Genomic DNA, 20,401 nt, shown 5'->3' on the forward strand with positions numbered 1-20,401 from the left:
TCGCTCCCCTCAGGCCGCCCTTGAGCTCTTTGAACAGCCAGGCGGGCAGGCTTTCAAGTGGGCGCATGGTCCCCCCTGCGAGGCGCCCTGGGGCGCGGTCCCCGGCGTCTCCAGCGCCCGTCCGACCGCATCGGCCAGGGCGGTGATGAAGATCGGATCCGCGCTGACTGTCGGCGCCCGCAGATAGGGCGCGCAACCGACCTTATGCGCCAGCTCGCCGTATTCCATGTCCAGCTCGACCAGGGTCTCGATATGCTCGGAGACGAAGGCGATGGGCACGACGACGGCGCCCACGCCGTCCTTGGCCGCCTGTTCGATGGCGTCCGGCGTGGCCGGCCCCAGCCATTTCAGCGGTCCGACCCGGCTCTGATAGCAGATGGCCCAGTCGGTCAGACCCATGTGCTCGACCACAGCGGCCACGGTCGCCTCGACCTGGGCCTGATAGGGATCGCCGGCCGCGACCAGCTTTTCCGGAATGCCGTGCGCCGAAAACAGCACGCGCACCGGTCTGCCTTCAGCCTTGTCCAGCGTTTGCCGGATCAGACGGGCCTGGGCCTCGATCAGGCCCTCGGCGTCCGGATAGCAGCAAATGACGTGGGTCTCGCCCGGCCCGTCGTAGCACTCGCTCCACTTCTTCAGCGACGAGGCCGTCGTAGTCGTCGAGAACTGCGGATAGAGGGGCAGAAGGACGATCTTGTCCGGCTGGAAAGCCTTGACCGCCGCCGCCGTCTCTTCCGTCAGCGGATGCCAGTAGCGCATGGCGATGAAGACGCGGCTGTCGTCGCCCGGCGCGGCGTCGGCCAGGGCGCGCGACAGGGCCTCGGCCTGCTTCTGCGTCTCGGGCAGCAGGGGCGAGCCGCCGCCCATCAGGGCGTAGTTGGCCTGGGCTGAGGTCTCGCGACGGCTGGAGATCAACTTGGCCAGCGGCGTGCGGAACACCCCCGGCAGGCCGATGATGGCCGGATCGTTGAACAGGTTGAACAGGAAGGGTTTGACCGCTTCGGGGCGATCGGGACCGCCCAGATTGGTCAGAACGACCGCCACGCGCCGGTTGGGTCGTCCCTCGAGGGTTGCAGCGGTCCGGGTCATTGGGCGCCGATCCGCTTCAGCACCTGCTCGACATGGGCGATCGGCACGTCCGGCAGGATGCCGTGGCCCAGGTTGAAGATCCACGGCCCCTGGCCCCAGGCCTCCATCAGCTGATCGACGCGGCGATCCAGGGCGTCGCCGCCCGCGCGCAGCAGCAAGGGATCCAGCGCGCCCTGAATGGGCTTGATCGCCTGGACGCGCCGGCCGACGTCCAGCGGACAGGCGGTGTCCAGCGCCACGCCCTGCACGTCGCATTCGCGGGCGTAGCGTTCGGCCAGCGCCGCCGAGCCCCTCGGAAAGCCGATCAGCGGCACGGTGACGCCCAGTTCGCGGGCGCGGGCCACCAGCTTCTGGTGCGGCTTCAACACCAGGGTCTCGAACAGATCGTCGGGCAGGCCCTCGGCCCAGCTCTCGAAGATCTTCAGCACCTGGGCGCCGGCGTCCTGCTGCATCTTCAGATAGTGGGCGGTGGACTCCACCAGCACGTCCAGCAGACCGGCGACAAGCTCGGGGTTGGTATAGGCGTAGGTGCGGGCGGCGGCGCGCTCGCCCTTGCCAATGGTGCGCGCTTCGCCGTCCAGCATATAGGTTGCGACCGTCCACGGCGCCCCAGCGAAGCCGATCAGGGCGCGTTCAGGCTCCAGTTCCGCGCGCACGAGGCTGAGGGTCTGGCCCACGGCCTTGAGGGCCTCTCCAGCCTGCTGAGCCCTGTCGGCCATGGACTGCACCGACGGTAGAGCGCCCAGGCGCGGCCCTTCCCCCGCCTCGAACCACACCTTCTGGCCCAGGGCGCCGGGGATCAACAGGATGTCGGCGAAGACGATGGCGGCGTCAAAGCCGAACCGGCGCATCGGCTGCAGGGTGGCTTCCGCCGCCATTTCCGGATTCAGGCAGAAGGCGATGAAGTCCGGCGCCTTGGCCCGCAGCGCGCGGTATTCCGGCAGGTAGCGCCCGGCTTGACGCATGAACCACACGGGCGGGCGGGAAAGGGTTTGGCCCTGGAGAGCCTGGATCAGAAGGGGCGTGCTCATGCTTCGGGCTTTAGGATGCACACCCCTAAGCCTCAATCCCTATTCAGATTTAAGAATTGAAAGAATTGGTAGGTGGAAGCAGGGCCGGGGAGCGCGGGGATAACTGCGGGCAGTCCCGGTTCGACTCCCTCTTGTCCCCCGATCGCGGCGTGGAAACCCAGGCGTTTACAAGGCGGGGTGTGAGTCATGGGGATAAGCCGTGAAACGCCCGTCAGACTCTGGCTTGCCTCTGGGCGCCGTTGTGGGTGAATCCACGGGCGCCGTTGTTGGACAAAATGTCCTGCCCCCAGCACGGGATGAATCCTCGGCGCCCAGGCGGACGACTCCGGCGCCGATCACCACAACGGCGCCCGCGATCCCCGCTCGCGACCGGCGGCCAGGCTTGCTAGAGGATTCGGCGCCCGGTCTTTCACGAACGGCGTCCCGGCTTTTCAACAGGGCGCGGGGATGATCCGACCGCCGCCTGGAAGGAGACGCCGATCTCATGAGCCCCGCCCGACCGATCGGCGCTTCGCGCCTGGCCACCTATTTCCACGTCCATCTGGTGTCGGACTCGACCGGCGAGACGCTGAACGCCATGGCCAAGGCCGTCGTCGCCCGTTTCGACGGCGTCATTCCCATCGAGCACATCTACGCTCTGGTGCGCTCGACCAAGCAGATGGATCGGGTGCTGGAAGAGGTGGCGGCCGCGCCCGGCGTGGTGTTGCACACCCTGGTCGACCGCGAATTGCGGGAACAGCTCGAGGAAGGCTGTCGCCAGCTTCAGATGCCGCAGATCGGGGCGCTGGATCCGCTGGTCGGCGCCCTGTCGCGCTATCTGGGCGCGGACGTCTCGGCGCGGGTCGGGGCGCAGCACGCCCTGGATACGGGCTATTTCAACCGCATGGGCGCCCTCGACTACGCCATCGCCCACGACGACGGTCAGGGCACGCTGGAGCAGCTGGAGCAGGCCGACGTGGTGTTGTGCGGGGTCAGCCGGACCTCCAAGACCCCGACCTGCATCTATCTGGCGCACCGGGGCATTCGCGCCGCGAACGTGCCTCTGGTTCCCGGCCAGGAGGATGGCGAGCGCTTGACGGGACTGAAGAAGCCGCTGGTCGTCGGCCTGACCGTGTCGCCTGATCGCCTGGTGCAGATCCGCCGCAACCGGCTGGACGGGCTGAACGCCGGCCATGCCTCCGCCTATGTCGACCATGACGCCGTGCGCGAGGAAACCATCAAGGCGCGTCGCGCCTTCGAACGGCGCGGCTGGCCGACCATCGACGTGACCCGTCGCTCGGTCGAAGAGACGGCGGCCGCCATCATCAACCTGTTGAGCGAGCGGCGCGGCCGCAAGCTGGGAGCTTCGATGTGACGACGACCAACGGCGAACGCCTGGTCCTGGCCTCCAAGAGCGCCGCGCGCCGCGCCATGCTGACCGACGCCGGCGTGCCTTTCGCCGTCCAGGTCGCCGACGTGGATGAGGACGCCCTGAAGACGCCGGGCGTCGATCCGGTCGAGCTGGCGGTCGAACTGGCGCGGGCCAAGGCGCTGGCGGTGTCGCGCCATGACGCCGACGCCTGGGTGCTGGGCGCGGATCAGACCCTGTCGTTCGAGGGGGGGCTGGTGTCCAAGGCGCCGACGCTTCAGGCCGCGCGCGAACGCTTAAGCGCCATGCGCGGCCGCTCGCACCAACTGCATTCCGGCGCCGCCCTGGCCCGCAACGGCCAGGTGGTCTGGTCCGGCGTGGACACGGTCGAGATGAAGGTGCGCGATTTTTCCGACGCCTTCCTCGACGCCTATCTGGCGGCGGAAGGCGAGGCCTTGCTGGCCTGCGTCGGCTCTTATCGGCTGGAGGGGCTGGGCTCGCAGCTGTTCGAGGCGGTCGAGGGTGACTACTTCACCGTTCTGGGCCTGCCGCTGTGGCCTGTCCTGGCCGAACTGCGGCGCGCGGGCGTGATCGCGTCATGAGCGGAACGCCGGTCGGCCGCATCACGGGCGCCGCCCTGCTGGGCGGGATCGTCGGCAATCCGGTCAGCCATTCGCTCAGCCCGGTGATCCACAACGCCTGGCTGGAGGCCGGCGGTGTCGACGGCGCCTACGTCGCCTTTGCGCCCAAGGATGCGGCGGGGTTCGAGGCCCTGGTCGCGGCGGGTCGCGCGGGGCTGATCGCGGGCGTCAACGTCACGGCGCCGTTCAAGGAGCAGGCCTTCGCCCTGGCGGATGAGGCTGCGGCGGCGGGGCAGATGACGGGATCGGCCAACATCCTAGTCTTCGAGGATGGCCGGGTGCGGGCCGACAGCGCCGACGGCGCGGGCGTGCTCTACGCACTGGCCGAACAGGCGCCGAAGCTGAAGCTGGACGGCGCCTCCGTCGTCATGCTGGGCGCGGGCGGCGCGGCGCGGGCGGGCGCGGGCGCCTTGATTGAGGCGGGCGCCGCCCTGTCCATTCTCAACCGCACGCGGGAACGGGCCGAGGCCCTGGCCGCCGATCTCGGTCCGGCGGTGTCGGTGGCTCCGGACGCGGGCGTGCTGGAAGGCGCGGATCTGGTCATCAACGCCTTGAGCGTCGCGCCGGACATTTCGCTGGCGGCGCTGAAGCCTTCGGCCGTGGTCATGGATATGACCTACAAGCCCGTGGTCACGCCTCTGTTGGCGGCGGCTCGCGCGCGAGGGCTGACGACGGTGGACGGGCTGGCCATGCTGATCGGCCAGGCGGCGCCGTCGTTCGAGGCCATCTTCCGCCGCCCGCCGCCGACGCTGGACCTGCGCGCCATCCTGCTGAACCATCTGGGAGAGACGGCGTGATCGTCCTGGGCCTGACCGGCTCGATCGGCATGGGCAAGTCGACGACCGCCCAGATGTTCGCCGACGAGGGCGCCGTGGTGTGGGACGCCGACGCCGCCGTTCACCGCCTCTACGGCCCCGGCGGCGCGGCGGTCGCGCCGCTGGCGCAGGCCTTCCTCGGCGTGGTTGTGGACGGCGCGGTCGACCGCCTGCGCCTCGCCGAGGCCCTGGGCCGCGACGAGGACGCCTTCCAGCGGCTGGAGGCCATCGTCCACCCCTTGGTCGCGGCTGACCGCGCCGAGGCGCTGAAGGCGGCGGCGGAAGGCGGGGCGCGTCTGGCGGTCGTCGACATCCCCCTGCTGTTCGAGACGGGGGGCGACGCCTTCGTCGACGCCGTGGCGGTGGTCACGGCCGACGCCGAGATTCAGGCCGAGCGTGTTCTGGCGCGTCCCGGCATGACGCGCGAGCGGTTCGACGCCATCCTGGCGCGCCAGACGCCGGACGCGGAAAAGCGCGCCCGCGCCGACTTCCTGATCGATACCGGACATGGCCTGGAGGCCGCGCGCGACCAGGTGCGCGCCGTAGTGGCGAAGGTTCTCGAACCGGATTGGAAGCCCGCGCCGCCGTCTGCCTGGGGCCTGGGCCGTCTGAGCCTGCTGGCCGAGGGCGTGGGCGGAACGGTCTGGCGGGCCGTCGCGCCCGACGGCCGCACCAGCGTGCTCAAGCGCCTGAGCCCGCAGGCGGCGCCGGATGCGCCCCATGCCCTGGCTTGGCTGCGTTGGCGCGACGGGTCGGGCGCGATCCGTCTGCTGGGCGCTCAGGGCCCCTGGCAATGGCTTGAGGACGCTGGCGACCGCCCTCTGTCCGCCGTGCTGGAGACGGAGGGCGATGAGGCCGCGACCCGCATCGCCGCCGACGTGCTGAGGGCGCTTCATGCGCCTTCGGATCGCCCGGCCGAGGGCCTTCAGACCATGCCGGACCGCTTCGCCGCCCTGGGGGTTGAGGCGACGAGACAGGGCGGTTTGTTCGGCGAGGCGGCCGCCATGGCGGAGGGCCTGATGGCCGAGGGGACGCCGATCCGGCCGCTGCACGGCGACCTTCATCACGACAACGTCCTGCATGGCCCGCGCGGCTGGCTGGCGATCGACCCGCACGGCGTCCTGGGCGACCCGGCCTATGATGCGGCCAATCTGCTCTACAATCCGCTGGAGCGGCAGGATCTCCGGACCGATCCCGCACGGGCGCGGCGCCTGGCCGAGACCCTGGGTCCGGCGGTCGGACGGCCCGCCCAGGCGGTCATGGCCTGGGGCTTCTGCCACGCCTGCCTCTCCGCCGCCTGGCATCTGGAGGACGAGAACCACGAGGAGGCGGGGCGTAGCCTGGCGGTCGCGCGGGCGATCCGTCGCGCCCTGGAGGGCTGAACCCTTTCGCTGAGGGCCGAACCCCGGCATTAAGGGGCATGGCCCGCGAAATCGTTCTCGACACTGAAACCACCGGCTTCGATCCCAAGACGGGCGACCGGCTGATCGAAGTGGGCTGCATCGAGATCGAGGATCTGCTGCCGACGGGGCGGACTTTTCACCGCTTCATCAACCCCGAGCGGCTGATCCCGCCGGACGCCATCAAGGTGCACGGCATCACCGACGACAAGGTGAAGGACGCGCCCAAGTTTCATGAGGTCGTCGATGACCTGATGGAGTTTCTGGGCGATGCGCCCCTGATCGCGCACAACGCCAACTTCGACCGCAACTTCATCGATTTCGAGATCGGCCGCATCGGCCGCAAGCCGCCGCCGCAGGATCGTTGGATCGACACCCTGGCTCTGGCCCAGAAGCGGTTTCCGGGCATGGCCAACTCGCTGGACGCCCTGTGCAAACGCTACAAGATCAGCCTGGTCGAACGCACCTTGCACGGCGCCCTGATCGACGCCCGTCTGCTGGCCGAGGTCTATCTGGAGCTGCGCGGCGGCAAGGAGCGGGCGCTGGATCTGACCTCGACGCGCGGCGGCGCGGCCGAGACGGCGGAGCGCGTCGCCTACGGCGCCCGGCCGCGTCCCCTGCCCTCTTTCGTCACGGCCGAGGAAGAGGCCGCCCACCTGGCCTTCCTCAAGGCGACGATCAAGGACTTCAGCCTGTGGGCGGGCTATGGGGTGACGGTCGAGACCGAGGCTGAAGAAGCCGCCTGAACCGGCGCGTCCGTCGAGACGGGGTTCATGAGGATGTAGGTTCCGGGCCGGATCTGGTGGGCGTCGATCTGGGGGACCAGGCGCCGGAAATGCTCGCTGGCGCAGTGGACGTCGAGCGCGGCCTGGTCGGGCCATTCCTCGATGACGATGAAATGGCCGGGCTGTTTGCGATCCTCGAACAGGTCATAGGCGCGGCACAAGGGCTCCTGCCGAGTCAGGCGCACCAGTTCAGCATAGAGGGGCCTCACCGTCTCGACATGCTCGGGTTTGATGAAGTCCTCGGCGATGACCTTGAGCATCGGCCCTCCTGCGCAAGAAAAAGGGGCGTCCGATCAGACGCCCCTCTCTCGCATAGATAGTCGCTCAAGCAGCGAGGCGCCGGGCGCCTCGCGGGAGCGGCTAAAAATTACGCCTGGCCGGTTTCGGCCGGGGCGCCGGCGATCTGCTGCTGGCGGGCGACGTAGATGGCGGCGAAGTCGATCGGGTCGACCATGAAGGGCGGATAGAAGCCGCCGTCCGAGGTCGCCTGGGCGATGACCTGGCGCGCGAAGGGGAAGAGGTAGCGCGGGCACTCGATCAGCAGCAGGGGCTCGATGTCCTGCGGCTGGACGCCCTGCAGGGCGAACAGGCCGCCGTAGAGCAGTTCCACGTGAAACACCGGGGTCTTGTCGTCGGCCGTGGCCTTGATCGACAGCTTCAGGTCGACTTCGAACAGGCCGTCGGGGCGGCCTTGGGCGTTCATCTCGACGCCCATGTCGATGGCGGGCTTGCCGTCGATGCGCAGGCTGTCCGGCGCCTTGGGGTTCTCGAACGACAGGTCGCGGACGTATTGGGCCAGGATGCGGAAGCCGGGGCCTTGCGGCTGGCCGCCCTGAGGCTGGGCTTGGTCGTGCGTCTGGCCGTTGGCGTCGGCGGGCGGCGTGGCGTCGGTCATGAGTCTGGAAACCGTCTTATAGGAATGAGGCGTCCCGCTCCCCCTGGAGGCGGGTCTGAGGGGGCGGCGGTAGCATGGCGAGACCCTGTGTCGCAACGCCGAGACCCGCGTTCGCCTCTCGCTTCGCCTTGCGCCCGCCCGGATCGACCCCTAATCACGTTGTATGAGCTGCCCTTTCGCCTTTGGGGAGAAAACCCGAGGCGCTTCCCTGTCGGGAAGATGAGGCCTGACTAGTCGAGGAACCCACCGTGCCGGTGACCTTTCAGATCGTGATCTTCGCCGTCATCGCGGCGGTTCTGCTGTTCCAACTCTATAATGTGCTGGGCAAGAAGGTCGGCCGTCAGCCCGAGGACAATCCCAAGCCCGTTCCGGTCCCCGCAGCTCCTGCCGGCGCGCCTGAAGCCGCGCGCGGCCCCGTTGTCGACCCCGCGCTGACGGCCGCCATCGCAGGCTTGAAGACGCGCGATCCGAACTTCGACCCCCACCGTTTCCTGGAAGGCGCGCGCCAGGCCTATGAGACCATCGTCCGGGCCTACGCCAGGGGCGACCGCGACGCCCTGCGTCCGCTGCTGACCGACAAGGTCATGGGTTCGTTCGAGGCCGGGATCGCGGCGCGAGAGGCGCGCGGCGACGCCGAGAGCGTCGAACTGGTCCACGCCCCGCGCGCCGATCTGGAGCTGGCCACGACCGAGGGCGACCGCGCCCTGGCCAAGGTGCGCTTCCTGGCCGAGGTGCGCGGCTCGCTGACCCCCTCGGGCGGCGAGACCGTCACTGAAGAGCGCCGCACCGCCGAGATCTGGACCTTCGAGCGCCGCCTGGGCGCCTCGGACCCCAACTGGGCCCTGGCCCGCGTCGAGCCGGCGACCGCCTGATGATCGCACGGTCCGCGCCCCTCGATCAGACGGGCGCGGCCCGTCTCCTTACGGCTCCGCTTGAGCGACTGGGCGGCCTGTCCGGCGTGCTGGCCCTGACCCTGCTGGCGGCCGCCTGCGCCTCGACGCCGAGGCCGGTTCCGCCGACGCCTGGTCCTGTCCCCCTGCCGCCGCCGGTGTCGCCGCCGGTTCCGCCCGTCGCCGGAGACCTCAATCTGGCCGCCCTGCCCGGCTGGGCCGAGGAGGACCATCTGGCGGCCCTGCGCGCCTACGCCGCCGGTTGCGGCCCGTCGCGCATCGCTGTCGAGACCTGCCGCGACGCCCGCGCCCTGGCCGGCCGCGCCAACCCCAGCGACGCCCGCGCCTTCCTGGAAACCCGCTTCACCGCCGCCGAGGTGCGCACGGACGACGGCGGGCGCGGCCTGCTGACCGCCTATTTCGCGCCCGAGTATCCGGCCCGCCGCGTTCCAGACTCCGAGTTCGACGCTCCTGTTCTCAGCCGCCCGGCCAATCTGTCCAGCGTGGGCGATCGCGCCGCCATCGAGGCGGGATCGGCCCAGTCTTCGGCCCTGGCCTGGATGAAGGCGGAGGATCTGTTCTTCCTGCAGATCCAGGGCTCGGGAACCCTGACCTTCCCTGACGGCGCCCGCCTGCGCGCCGCCTACGCCGCCGACAACGGCGCCAAGTTCGTCGGCATCGCCCGACCGATGGCAGAGGAAGGCCTGCTGCCGAGAGACGGAACCTCGGGCGAGGCCATCCGCGCCTGGCTGGCCGCCCATCGCGGGCCTGAGGCGCGGCGCGTGATGGCGCTGAACCCGCGCTACATCTTCTTCACCACCAGCGCCGACGACGGCAATGAGGCGATCGGCGCGGCGGGCGTGCCCCTGCCCGCGCGACGCTCGGTGGCGGTCGATCCGTCGCGCTGGACCTATGGCGAGGCGGCCTGGATCGAGGCGGACGGCGGAAATCTGCGCGGCGCCCGCGCCAGTTATCGCGGCCTGGTCATGACGCTGGACACCGGCTCGGCCATTCGTGGACCGGTGCGCGCGGATCTCTATATCGGGCGCGGCGACGCCGCGGGACATGAGGCGGGCGCGGTGCGCCACCCCTTGCGCATGTGGCGGCTGATCCCGCGCGGTTAGATCAGCCGCTGTTCGCGTCAGTCTCGGACGCGCGTAACCGTATTGTCGATGCCGTCGACGATCTGACGCGGCTGGCCCGAGGAGCGCCAGCGCACGACCTGCCCCGCGCCCGAAACCTCCAGAACCGCGTCAGGCGTCAGGGTGATGGAGACCTTGTTGTCAACGCCCGTCAGCTCCAGGCCCGCGCATACGCCCGTCAGGGTGATGTCGTGATTGGTCCCCTGGATTTCGACGCGGCGGCCCTGGCAGGGAATGGTCCGCTTGTGACCCTCGCCGGCGATTTCGATCAGGTCAGGGCTCAGATCGACGCTGCCGACCTGGGCAGGCGGGGGAGCGAGAGCCAGGAGGGCGAGAGAGGCGAGCGGCGTGAACAACATGGGGAGGTCCGGTATGGCCTAGCTTGAGACCGTGATGAATGTCCGCCTCAGGCATTGGTTCCTGGCCTCAGGCCGCTTTACAGATCGCCGGATTTCCAATGGCGGAACCGTCTGACGCGAAGGCGGGTTCTGGCTTTGCCTTTCGAACAGGGAGAAACGGTTATGCCGAAGGGGGCCTGGAGGTATCTGGACCGGCGGCTGTTTATGGCCGGCGCCGCCGCCAGCGGTCTGATGTCGGCGGGCGCCGTCCAGGCCCGCGCGACGGCGACGACGGTCTTCCATGGCGGTCCGATCCGCACCATGGACGATGCGCAGCCGTCGGCCGAGGCCGTGGCGGTGCGCGGGCAGACCATCCTGGCGGTCGGCGCCCTGGACGCGGTGCGCGCGGCGGCGGGGCGAGGCGCGCGCCTGGTGGATCTTGACGGGCGGACCCTGCTGCCGGGCTTCTTCGATCCGCATGGTCACGTCTCCATGGTCGGGCTGCAGGCGCGCTACGCCAACCTCTTGCCTGCGCCGGACGGCGAAGGGAAGGACATCGCCGCCCTGCAGCGGATCACGCGCGACTGGATGAACCGGCACGAGGCGCTGGTGCGCGACACCGGCCTGGTCATCGGCTTCGGCTATGACGATTCCCAGCTGAAGGAGCGGCGGCACCCCACGCGAGACGAGCTGGACGCCATATCCGACGCCGTGCCGGTGCTGTTCCTGCACCAGTCGGGGCATCTGGGCGCGGCCAACGGCGCAGCCCTGGCCGCGGCGGGCGTCGGGACGGATACGGCGGATCCCCCCGGCGGCGTGTTCCGACGCAAGGACGGCTCGCGCGATCCGAACGGCGTGCTGGAGGAGACGGCCCTGTTCGCCGTCATGGGCGCCCTGTTCACCCGACTGGACGCCGAAGCCAACCGCCAGATGATCGTCGAGGGCGCGCGCTACTACGCCCGGTTCGGATACACCACCGCCCAGGACGGGCGGTCCTCCACCGACACCTGCCGCATGATGGCGGGGCTGGCCGAGGCGGGCGCCCTGCCCATCGACATCCTGTCCTTCCCCGACATCCTGACCTCGACCGACATCATGGCCACGCCCCTGTATCGGCGGAGCTATGAGGGCCGGTTCCGCATCGGCGGGGTCAAGCTGACGCTGGACGGCTCGCCCCAGGCCAAGACGGCCTGGCTGTCCCAGCCCTATTTCGTCCCGCCCGAAGGTCAGCCCGCCTCCTGGCGCGGCTATCCGGCGGTGACGGAGCAGCAGGCCCTGGACGCTGTGGACCTGGCCTTCGCCAACGACTGGCAGATCGAAGTCCACGCCAACGGCGACGCCGCCATCGACCTGATGATCGCCGCCGTGCGCGAGGCCGCGCGCAAGCACGGCGCCCGCGACCGCCGCCCGGTGCTGATCCACGGCCAGACGACGCGGATGGACCAGCTGGACGAGCTGAAGGCCTTGGGAATCGTGCCTTCCTTCTTCCCCATGCACACCTTCTACTGGGGCGACTGGCACCGGGATTCGGTGCTGGGGCCGCGTCGGGCGGAGTTCATCTCGCCCTGCGGCTCGGCCTGGCGGCGCGGGATGCGCTTCACCAGCCACCACGACGCCCCGGTGGCCAATCCCGACGCCCTGCGGGTGCTGTCGGCCACGGTCACGCGCCGCACCCGCTCGGGCGACATCCTGGGGCCGGACGAGCGCGTGCCGGTCGAGGTCGCCCTGAAGGCCATGACCCTGTGGGCCGCCTGGCAGCACTATGAGGACGACCGCAAGGGCTCGCTCACGGCTGGCAAGCTGGCGGACATGGTCCTGCTGGATGCGGACCCCATGACCGTCGATCCCGACCGCCTGGCCGGGATCAAGGTCACGGACGTCTATAAAGACGGCCGTCCGGTCGAGCTGGGTTGAGGCCCTAGCGCTTCTTCAGGCTGCCCAGCACGCCGCGCAGCAGTTCGCGGGTGATAGTCGAGCCGGCGGTGCGCAGCACCGACTTGGTCAGGGCCTCCATCGGCGTCTGCCGGTTGGACGGGGCGCGCGGGCGGGGCGAGGCCGGCGCGCGCGGCGCCGGAGCCGAACGCGCCGCCTTTTCCGCCGCCTTGGCTTCGGCAGCCGCTGCGGCCGTTTCGGCTTCGATGCGGTCGGCCTGGGCGCGGCGGGCGTTCAGCACCTCTTCGGCCGACTCGCGGTTGACCGCCGTGTCATAGACGCCGCGCACGGGGCTTGCGGCCATGGTGGCGGCGCGCTCGGCCTCGGTGGCCGGGCCGAGGCGCGAATCCGGCGGACGGATCTTGGTCTGGGCCACCACGGTCGGCGCGCCCTTTTCATCGAGGGTCGACACCAGGGCCTCGCCGACCCCCAGGGCCTGAATGGCCTCGGCCGTGTCGAAGGCGGGGTTGGCGCGGAAGCTCTGGGCGGCCGCGCGCAGGCCCTTCTGCTCGGCGGGGGTATAGGCGCGCAGCGCGTGCTGAACGCGGTTGCCCAGCTGGGCCAGGACGCTGTCGGGAATGTCGGCCGGGTTCTGGGTGACGAAATAGACGCCGACGCCCTTGGAGCGGATCAGGCGGACCACCTGCTCGACCTTCTCCAGCAGGCCCTTGGGCGCGTCGTTGAACAGCAGGTGGGCCTCGTCGAAGAAGAAGACCAGGCGCGGCTTCTCCGGGTCGCCGATCTCGGGCAGCTGCTCGAACAGCTCGGACAGCAGCCACAGCAGGAAGGCGGCGTACAGGCGCGGGCTGTTCATCAGCCGCGTGGCGTCCAGCACGTTCACCTGGCCCCGGCCGTCCAGGGCGGTGCGCATCATGTCCTCCAGACGCAGGGCCGGTTCGCCGAAGAAGGCCTTGCCGCCCTGCTGTTCGAGCTGAAGCAGGGCGCGATGGATGGCGGCGATGGAGGTTGGAGAGACGTTGCCGACCTCGCGGCCGATGGTCTGGGCGTTTTCGCCGACATAGGCCAGGAGTGCCCGCAGATCCTCAAGGTCCAGCAGCAGCAGGCCTTCCTTGTCAGCGACGTGGAAGGCGACGGTCAGCACCCCCTCCTGCACGTCGTTCAGCTCCAGCATCCGAGCCAGCAGCACGGGACCGACGTCGGACACGGTGGCGCGGATCGGGTGGCCCTTCTGACCGTACAGATCCCAGAAGACGACCGGGGCCGACTTGCCGTTCAAGGTCAGACCCATCTTGCCCGCGCGCTCGGCGAACTTTTCGACGCCGCCGCCCTGGCTGATGCCCGACAGGTCGCCCTTCACATCGGCGCAGAAGACCGGGACGCCCGCTTCGGAAAAGCCCTGGGCCATGATCTGCAGGGTGACGGTCTTGCCTGTGCCGGTGGCGCCGGCGACGACGCCGTGGCGGTTGGCCCGGTTCAGCAGCAGCCGTTCGGCCGCGCCCTCGAAGGACTGGCCGAGAAACAGGGCGGGGGCGTCGGTCATGAAGAGGGTCTCCTGCGTGCTTGTTCCATGCTTAATCGACCGCGCCGCCGCCGCAAGGCGGAACCGCCGCGGTTTACAGCGATTGACGCCGTTCCCGGCCACGACGACACTTCCGCCATGAAGCTTCCGATCACCGTCAGTCATTCCTCCCCGGCCACGAATGCGGTGGTGCTGATCGCCGTCGTGGCGGCGGGCGCGGCCCTCTACTGGCTCAGGGACATCCTGACGCCTCTGGCCATGGCCGTCTTCCTGATGATCATGATCGACGGGGTGAAGCGCGCCATCGAGCGACGCACGCCGATCCCTCCGCGTTTCGCGGGGGCGGCGGCCCTGATCGTGGTGGTGCTGGGCTTCCTGGCCTCGATCTGGATCATCGTCGACGGGGCGGCGGGTTTCTTCACCGACGCCTCGGGCGTGGCGGGCAGCATCGGCCCGCGCATCGACCAGATCAGCCGCGACGTCTCAGCCCTGGTCGGGATCAGCGATCCGCCGACCCTGCACGACATGATCGCCGGCATCGACATGCGCGGCTGGCTGACCACGACGGCCTTCCAGGTGCAGGGCGCGGCCACCGGCGCCTTCTTCGTCATGATCTACCTGGGCTTCCTGCTGGCCTCGCAGGCGGGGTTCCGCAAGAAGATGGTCGGCATGTTCCCCGAGCGCGGCCCGCGCCAGGAGGCGCTGGAGGTGTTCGAACGCGTGCGCGGCGGGGTCGAGGGCTATCTGTGGGTCCAGGCCGTGACCGGGGCCATGATCTGCGCCGTGGCCTGGGGGCTGATGCGGGCGGTGGGGCTTCAGAACGCCGAGTTCTGGACCTTCGTCATCTTCATCGTCGGCTTCATTCCGGTGCTGGGCGGCGCCGTGGCGGGCTGCGCCCCGCCGCTGTTCGCCCTGGTCCAGTTCGAGAGCTATTGGCCCGCCCTGATCCTTTTCGTCGGTCTTCAGACCCTGCTCTTCCTGGTCGGCAATCTGGTCCAGCCGCGGATGCAGGGCGACAATCAGAATATCGACCCTATCGTGGTGCTGCTGGCCCTGGCCTTCTGGGGCAAGCTGTGGGGCGTGGCGGGGATGTTCCTGTCGACCCCGCTGGCGGTGATGGCCATGGCCATCCTGGCGGAGTTCAAGGGCTCGCGGTGGATCGCCGTGCTGTTGTCGGGCGACGGCGAGCCCTATGCCGCCAAGCAAACGAAGAAACCGGATAAGAAAACTGAATCTTCACCCAAGAATCGGGGCGGTTCTACCCTGTTGAATCGTATACTGGGGCGCGACGTCCCGCCGCAGGCTTAAAGCTAGAAATATTCGTCTTCTTGTCCTTGAACTGCCGCAATCGACGCCTATCTCATCCTCACACGACGACGCGGTCCTCCCCTCCCCCTCCCGGACCGCGACGTCCCAGGCCGGCGCTTCCCCTCCCCCTCCTGAGCGCCGGACCGAGCAGGCCGTCGGACTCCGTTCGACGGCCTTGTTCGTTTCTAGGGCCGATTTTTCCTTATGCCGACGCGCGCTTCTGTCCGATCACGGCTGAATTGGGGCTTTTATTTCTCTGTTCTGCGGCGGGCTTGGCTAAAACAGTCCACAACTGGGCCTCCTGCGCCACATGGTGCGGTGCACACTGAAATTCCCTGTCTTTCGGGGCGTCGGCGGCCTAGCCGTTCTCGCCGGGGACGCTAAGGTGCGGCTGTTTTCCCCAGCGGTTTTCCACCGCGCCGTTCGAGACCTGAGTCATGTCCGCTGCTTCGCGCATCGTTCCCGCCGTTCCCGCCGACCTGGGAGCGCTGGAGGCGGCCTACGCGCGGATTGCGGCGCCGCCGGGCGCGGCGGAGAAGACCCTGCTGGCTCAGGCCTTCGACGACTATTCGGCGGATGAGACGCCCGAGCTGGGCGGAGACGACCTGGCGGTCCTGCTGGCCGGCGCCTGGCGCGGCGCGGAGGCCCGCAAGGCGGGCGAGCCCGCCCGCATCACCGTCGGTCCGCTGGCCGACGCCGCCGGCGTCAACACCGGCTATGACCAGATCCTGATCCTGCAGGACGACAACCCCTTCCTGGTCGACAGCGTCCTGGGCGAACTGGCTGAGGCGGGCGTCACCGTCCGCGCCCTGTTCCACCCCATCGTCGAGGTCGAGGCCGGTCGTCGCGACTCCCTGATCATCGTCGTCATCGACCCCCTGCCGCAGGAACGCCGCGACGCCCTGGGCGAAGGCCTGGCGCAGGCCATGGCCGATGTGCGCGTCGCCGTGCGCGACCACGGCGCCATGGTCCAGACCATGCGCGAAGCCGTCCAGCGTCTTGAAGCCGCCCCGCCGAAGGGCGTCGATCCCGAGGTGCTGAAGGAGAACCTCGAGTTCCTGCGCTGGGCCAAGAGCGACCATTTCGTCTTCCTGGGCGCGCGCGACTACGACTATCCGCGTGACGCGTCCGGCTCCTATGAGGCCGAGGCGCCGTTGAACCAGTCCAGCGACGGCCTGGGCGTGCTCAGCGATCCCGAGCGCCGCGTCCTGCGCCGCGCCTCCGAGCCCGCCGTCCTGACCGCCGCCATGCAGCGCCAGATGGACGAGAGCGATCCCGTCACCGTGGCCAAGGCCAACATGCGCTCGCGCGTGCACCGCCGGGCCTACATGGATTACGTCGGGGTCAAGCGCTACGACGCCGACGGCAAGCCGACCGGCGAGACCCGCTTCGTCGGCCTGTTCACCGCCGAGGCCTACGACAAGATGGCCAAGGAAGTGCCGCTGATCCGTCGCAAGGTCGCCAATGCGCTGGAGCGCGCGGGCAAGACGCCGGGCAGCCACAACTACAAGCGCCTGAAGAACATCCTCGAGAACTACCCCCGCGACGAACTGTTCCAGATCGGCGAGGACGAGCTGCTGGATACGGCGCTGGGCATCCTGCACCTGTACGACCGTCCGCGCATCCGCCTGTTCACGCGCCGCGATCCGTTCGATCGTTTCGTCTCGGTGCTGTGCTTCATCCCGCGCGAGCGTTTCGACGCCGGTCTGCGCCAGCGCATCGGCGGCATCCTGGCCCAGGCCTGGGGCGGCCGCGTCTCGGCCTGGTATCCGCAGCTGACCGATCAGCCGCTGACCCGCGTCCACTACATCATCGGCGTGACGCCGGGCGATCATCCGATTCCGGATCTGAAGGCGCTTGAAGCCGAGGTGGCCGAGGCCGGCCGCAGCTGGATCGACCGCTTCGAGCGCGCCCTGCGCCTGGCCGGGGTGGACGAGGCCGCCGTCGGCCCGACCAGCGCCCGCTGGGCCGAGGGCTTCGGTGTCGCCTTCCGCGCCCGCTATGATGCGGCCGAGGCCGTGGCCGACCTGGAGCAGTTCGACCGACTGAACGACGGCTCGGCCGCCGACGGCGTCCACGCCGAGCCGGTGGCGGTGCGCGCCTTCCGTACGGCCGACGAGACCAATCTGCAGTTCCGCTTCAAGCTGTATCGCCGTGGGGCGGCCGTGCCGCTGTCGGACGTCTTGCCGATCCTGGCCGACATGGGCCTGAAGACGCTGGAGGAATCCGACCACGTCGTGCGCACGATCGGCCAGGAGCCGATCTACATCCACGACTTCCTGCTGGAAGATCCGCGTGGCGCCGACCTGGTGTTCGCCGATCTCAAGATCCCGTTCGAAGAGGCCTTCAAGGCCGTGTGGAACGGCCGCACCGAGAGCGACGGCTTCAACCGCCTGGTGCTCGAGCTGGGCGTCGACTGGCGCGAGGCGGCCCTGATCCGCACCCTGGCCCGCTATCGCCAGCAGACGGGTCTGGACCCGTCGCAGTCGGTGCAGGAAGCCGCCCTGCGCGAGTATCCCGACGTGGCGCGCGCCATCCTGGCGCTGTTCAAGGCCAAGTTCGATCCGGCGCACGGCGGCTCGGTCGCCGAACGCGAGGCGTCTGTCGCCGAACTGGACGCCAAGATCGAGACCCTGCTGCAGGACGTGAAGAGCCTGGATCACGACAGGGCCTTACGCCGCATCGCGGCCCTGATCGACGGCATCAAGCGCACCAACTTCTATCAGGTCGACGCCGAGGGCACGCCCAAGGCCCATATCTCGATCAAGATCGCCGGTCAGGAACTGGCCGACCTGCCCCTGCCCAAGCCTTTCCGCGAAATCTTCGTCTGGGCGCCGCACATCGAGGGCTCGCACCTGCGCTTCGGCCCGGTGGCGCGCGGGGGCCTGCGCTGGTCGGACCGTCGCGACGACTTCCGCACCGAGGTTCTGGGTCTGGTGAAGGCCCAGCAGGTCAAGAACTCGGTCATCGTGCCGGTCGGCTCCAAGGGCGGCTTCTATCCCAAGCAGCTGCCGGTCGGCGGCACGCGCGAGGAGACGCAGGCCGAGGCCATCCGCGCCTACAAGACCTTCCTGTCCGGCATGCTGGACATCACCGACAACATCGTCGGTGAAGGCGCGCCGGTGCGTCCGGCCAATGTCGTGGCCTGGGAGGGCGACGACCCCTATCTGGTCGTGGCCGCCGACAAGGGCACGGCGACCTTCTCGGACATCGCCAACGGCGTGAGCCAATCCTACGGCTTCTGGCTGGACGACGCCTTCGCCTCGGGCGGCTCTGCCGGCTACGACCACAAGGAGATGGGCATCACGGCGCGCGGCGCCTGGGAGGCGGTCAAGCGCCACTTCCGCGAGCTCGGCAAGGATATCCAGACCGAGCCCTTCACCGTGGTCGGCGTCGGCGACATGTCGGGCGACGTCTTCGGCAACGGCATGCTGCTGTCGCAGGCGACCAAGGTCGTGGCCGCCTTCGATCACCGCGACATCTTCATCGACCCGAACCCGGACGTGGCGAAGTCGTGGGCCGAGCGCAAGCGCCTGTTCGAGACGCCGCGCACCAGCTGGCAGGACTATGACAAGGCTCTGATCTCGGAAGGCGGCGGCGTCTTCTCGCGCTCGGCCAAGTCGATCGCCCTGACGCCGCAGATCAAGGCGCTGCTGGATATCGAGGCCGACAGCGTCGATCCGGTCACTCTGATGCAGGCCATCCTCAAGGCCCGCGCCGAGCTGCTCTACTTCGGCGGCATCGGCACCTACATCAAGGGCGCCGGCGAGACGAACCTGCAGGTCGGCGACAAGGCCAATGACGCCATCCGCATCAACGGCGGCGAGATCCGGGCGCAGGTCGTCGGCGAAGGCGCCAACCTGGGCGCGACCCAGCTCGGGCGGATCGAAGCCGCCCGCGCGGGCGTGCGTCTGAACACCGACGCCATCGACAACTCGGCCGGCGTGGATTCCTCGGACCACGAGGTGAACATCAAGATCCTGACCGGCGGCGCCATCGCCTCGGGCCATCTGAAGGCCGAGGACCGCAACGCCCTGCTCAAGTCGATGACCGATGAGGTCGCGGACAAGGTGCTGGCCCACAACTACGACCAGACCCTGGCCCTGACGCTGCAACAGGCTGAAGGCGCGGCCGCGCTGGACTCTCAGCAGGCCTTCATGCAGCACCTGTCGTCGATCGGTAAGCTGAACCGGGCGGTCGAATACCTGCCCGACGACGCCCGCATCGCCGAGATGAAGCTGCAGGGCCAGGCCCTGACTCGGCCGGAGCTGGCGGTCCTGACCGCCTATTCCAAACTCGAGCTGTTCGACGAGATCGTCGGCTCGACGGCGCCGGACGACGCCTTCTTCGAACGCCTGCTGCTGGAATACTTCCCGGCGCCGCTGGCTCAGTTCGAAGAGGATATGAAGGGCCATCGCCTGCGTCGCGACATCATCGCCACCGTGCTGTCGAACGAGATCGTCAACATGGCCGGGCCGACCTTCCCCGATCGCCTGCGTGCGGCGGCGGAATGCGACACCGCCGCCATGGTCACGGCCTTCGAGACCGCGCGTCACGTCTTCCGCCTCGACGAGGCCTGGAAGGCGGTGTCGGCCCTGGACCTGAAGATTCCGGCCGAGGCCCAGACGGCCCTCTATCAGGAGATCGCCCTAGTCCTGCGTCGCCAGACCTTCTGGCTGGCGCGCCGCGCGGCTCGCACCGAGACGACGGTCGGCGGCATGATCGCCGCCTATCAGCCCGCCGCCGACGCCCTGCGCGCCGCCGGTCCGGAAGTGTTGTCGCGTTATGAGCACGCTCGCTACGAAGGCCGGGTCCAGACCTTCATCGGTCTGGGCGCGCCGGAAGAGCTGGCCCGCGACATCGCCATGCTGCGTCCGATGGTGGCCACGGCCGACATCGGCGACCTGTCGGGCGAACTGGGCTGGGACGCCCCGGCCATGGCCCGCGTCTATCACCAGGTCGGCGCCGCCTTCGATTTCGACCGCCTGCGCGTGGCGGCCGGGTCGGTGCCGTCCGGCGATCGCTTCGATCGCCTGGCCGTGCGTCGCCTGATCCAGGATCTGATGACCGAGCAGCAGCAGCTGACCCGCGCCGTGGCCAAGGCCTCGGCCCAGGCGGCTGGCGCCGGCGAGGACAGCGCCGAACAGGCGGTCGACGCCTGGATCGGCGCCCGCATGGATCAGGTGGAAGCCCTGCGCGCCTCGGTCGATGAGATCGAGACTTCGGGCTCCGGCTGGACCTTCGCCAAGCTGACCATCGCCAACGGCGAGATCCGCGAGGTGCTGGCTTCAGCTTCCTAAGCGAGGT

Annotated in this window: 15 protein-coding genes and 2 pseudogenes; 11 read left to right on the forward strand and 6 right to left on the reverse strand. The window is 69.2% G+C overall.

Features of this window, described 5'->3' with window-relative positions; translation table 11 throughout:
• Nucleotides 1-9: 9 nt before the first annotated feature.
• Nucleotides 10-1,089: a ferrochelatase gene (gene hemH, locus BJP32_RS13585; RefSeq protein WP_046652682.1), complete on the reverse strand. Its 1,080-nt coding sequence runs from the start codon at nt 1,087-1,089 to the stop codon at nt 10-12.
• Nucleotides 1,086-2,120: a uroporphyrinogen decarboxylase gene (gene hemE / locus BJP32_RS13590; RefSeq protein WP_046652681.1), complete on the reverse strand. Its 1,035-nt coding sequence runs from the start codon at nt 2,118-2,120 to the stop codon at nt 1,086-1,088. The genes hemH and hemE overlap by 4 nt, the downstream gene beginning before the upstream one ends.
• A 484-nt stretch (nt 2,121-2,604) precedes the next feature.
• On the opposite strand from hemE, the gene BJP32_RS13595 reads away from it, so the two are divergent.
• From BJP32_RS13595 to dnaQ, 6 genes and pseudogenes are all read left to right on the forward strand, one after another.
• Entirely contained in the window at nt 2,605-3,474 is an 870-nt protein-coding gene (locus BJP32_RS13595; protein WP_003166549.1) for a pyruvate, water dikinase regulatory protein, read from the forward strand.
• A complete protein-coding gene (locus BJP32_RS13600; protein ID WP_046652679.1) occupies nt 3,471-4,070 on the forward strand; it encodes a nucleoside triphosphate pyrophosphatase in 600 nt (199 codons plus the stop codon). The genes BJP32_RS13595 and BJP32_RS13600 overlap by 4 nt, the downstream gene beginning before the upstream one ends.
• Nucleotides 4,067-4,906 carry a shikimate dehydrogenase gene (locus tag BJP32_RS13605; protein WP_076224494.1) on the forward strand — a complete coding sequence of 280 codons (840 nt, stop codon included), beginning with the start codon at nt 4,067-4,069 and terminating at the stop codon, nt 4,904-4,906. The genes BJP32_RS13600 and BJP32_RS13605 overlap by 4 nt, the downstream gene beginning before the upstream one ends.
• Nucleotides 4,903-5,490, forward strand: a pseudogene (coaE, locus tag BJP32_RS17730) (dephospho-CoA kinase); the annotation flags it as partial. The gene BJP32_RS13605 and the pseudogene coaE, both read left to right, overlap by 4 nt.
• Nucleotides 5,491-5,547: 57 nt before the next feature.
• Nucleotides 5,548-6,306 (forward strand): annotated as a pseudogene (locus BJP32_RS17735) (aminoglycoside phosphotransferase family protein); the annotation flags it as partial.
• A gap of 38 nt (nt 6,307-6,344) precedes the next feature.
• The gene (gene dnaQ, locus BJP32_RS13615) at nt 6,345-7,070 is read left to right on the forward strand and encodes a DNA polymerase III subunit epsilon (RefSeq protein ID WP_076224497.1); all 726 of its coding nucleotides are present in this window, start codon (nt 6,345-6,347) and stop codon (nt 7,068-7,070) included.
• Here the strand turns inward: dnaQ and BJP32_RS13620 are convergent.
• Both BJP32_RS13620 and secB read right to left on the reverse strand, forming a co-directional pair.
• Nucleotides 7,028-7,369, reverse strand: coding sequence for a putative quinol monooxygenase (locus BJP32_RS13620; RefSeq protein WP_076224499.1), 342 nt, complete (start codon nt 7,367-7,369; stop codon nt 7,028-7,030). The genes dnaQ and BJP32_RS13620 overlap by 43 nt on opposite strands.
• Before the next feature lie 107 nt (nt 7,370-7,476).
• Entirely contained in the window at nt 7,477-8,004 is a 528-nt protein-coding gene (secB, locus tag BJP32_RS13625; protein WP_003166543.1) for a protein-export chaperone SecB, read from the reverse strand.
• Between the two features lie 254 nt (nt 8,005-8,258).
• Between secB and timA the strand changes: the two genes are divergently transcribed.
• Nucleotides 8,259-8,876, forward strand: coding sequence for a TIM44-related membrane protein TimA (gene timA / locus BJP32_RS13630; RefSeq protein WP_076224520.1), 618 nt, complete (start codon nt 8,259-8,261; stop codon nt 8,874-8,876).
• Nucleotides 8,876-10,018, forward strand: coding sequence for an MltA domain-containing protein (locus tag BJP32_RS13635; protein WP_143255476.1), 1,143 nt, complete (start codon nt 8,876-8,878; stop codon nt 10,016-10,018). Before timA ends, BJP32_RS13635 begins: the two co-directional genes overlap by 1 nt.
• A gap of 17 nt (nt 10,019-10,035) precedes the next feature.
• On the opposite strand, the gene BJP32_RS13640 is transcribed toward BJP32_RS13635, so the two are convergent.
• Nucleotides 10,036-10,395 (reverse strand): DUF3060 domain-containing protein, encoded by a 360-nt coding sequence (locus BJP32_RS13640; RefSeq protein ID WP_076224500.1) that lies wholly within the window; start codon nt 10,393-10,395, stop codon nt 10,036-10,038.
• Between the two features lie 162 nt (nt 10,396-10,557).
• Between BJP32_RS13640 and BJP32_RS13645 the strand changes: the two genes are divergently transcribed.
• On the forward strand, nt 10,558-12,288 hold the full coding sequence (locus tag BJP32_RS13645; RefSeq protein ID WP_198935297.1) for an amidohydrolase: 1,731 nt from the start codon (nt 10,558-10,560) through the stop codon (nt 12,286-12,288).
• 4 nt (nt 12,289-12,292) lie between these two features.
• Here BJP32_RS13645 and BJP32_RS13650 read toward each other — a convergent pair whose 3' ends face one another.
• On the reverse strand, nt 12,293-13,807 hold the full coding sequence (locus tag BJP32_RS13650) for a helicase HerA-like domain-containing protein (protein ID WP_076224502.1): 1,515 nt from the start codon (nt 13,805-13,807) through the stop codon (nt 12,293-12,295).
• Nucleotides 13,808-13,924: 117 nt separating this feature from the next.
• On the opposite strand from BJP32_RS13650, the gene BJP32_RS13655 reads away from it, so the two are divergent.
• Both BJP32_RS13655 and BJP32_RS13660 read left to right on the forward strand, forming a co-directional pair.
• On the forward strand, nt 13,925-15,094 hold the full coding sequence (locus BJP32_RS13655; protein WP_040346430.1) for an AI-2E family transporter: 1,170 nt from the start codon (nt 13,925-13,927) through the stop codon (nt 15,092-15,094).
• 437 nt (nt 15,095-15,531) lie between these two features.
• Nucleotides 15,532-20,394 carry an NAD-glutamate dehydrogenase gene (locus tag BJP32_RS13660; RefSeq protein ID WP_076224503.1) on the forward strand — a complete coding sequence of 1,621 codons (4,863 nt, stop codon included), beginning with the start codon at nt 15,532-15,534 and terminating at the stop codon, nt 20,392-20,394.
• Nucleotides 20,395-20,401 lie beyond the last annotated feature (7 nt).

Origin of the sequence: Brevundimonas sp. ZS04 (assembly GCF_001956865.1) — a bacterium.
Lineage (GTDB): Bacteria > Pseudomonadota > Alphaproteobacteria > Caulobacterales > Caulobacteraceae > Brevundimonas > Brevundimonas diminuta.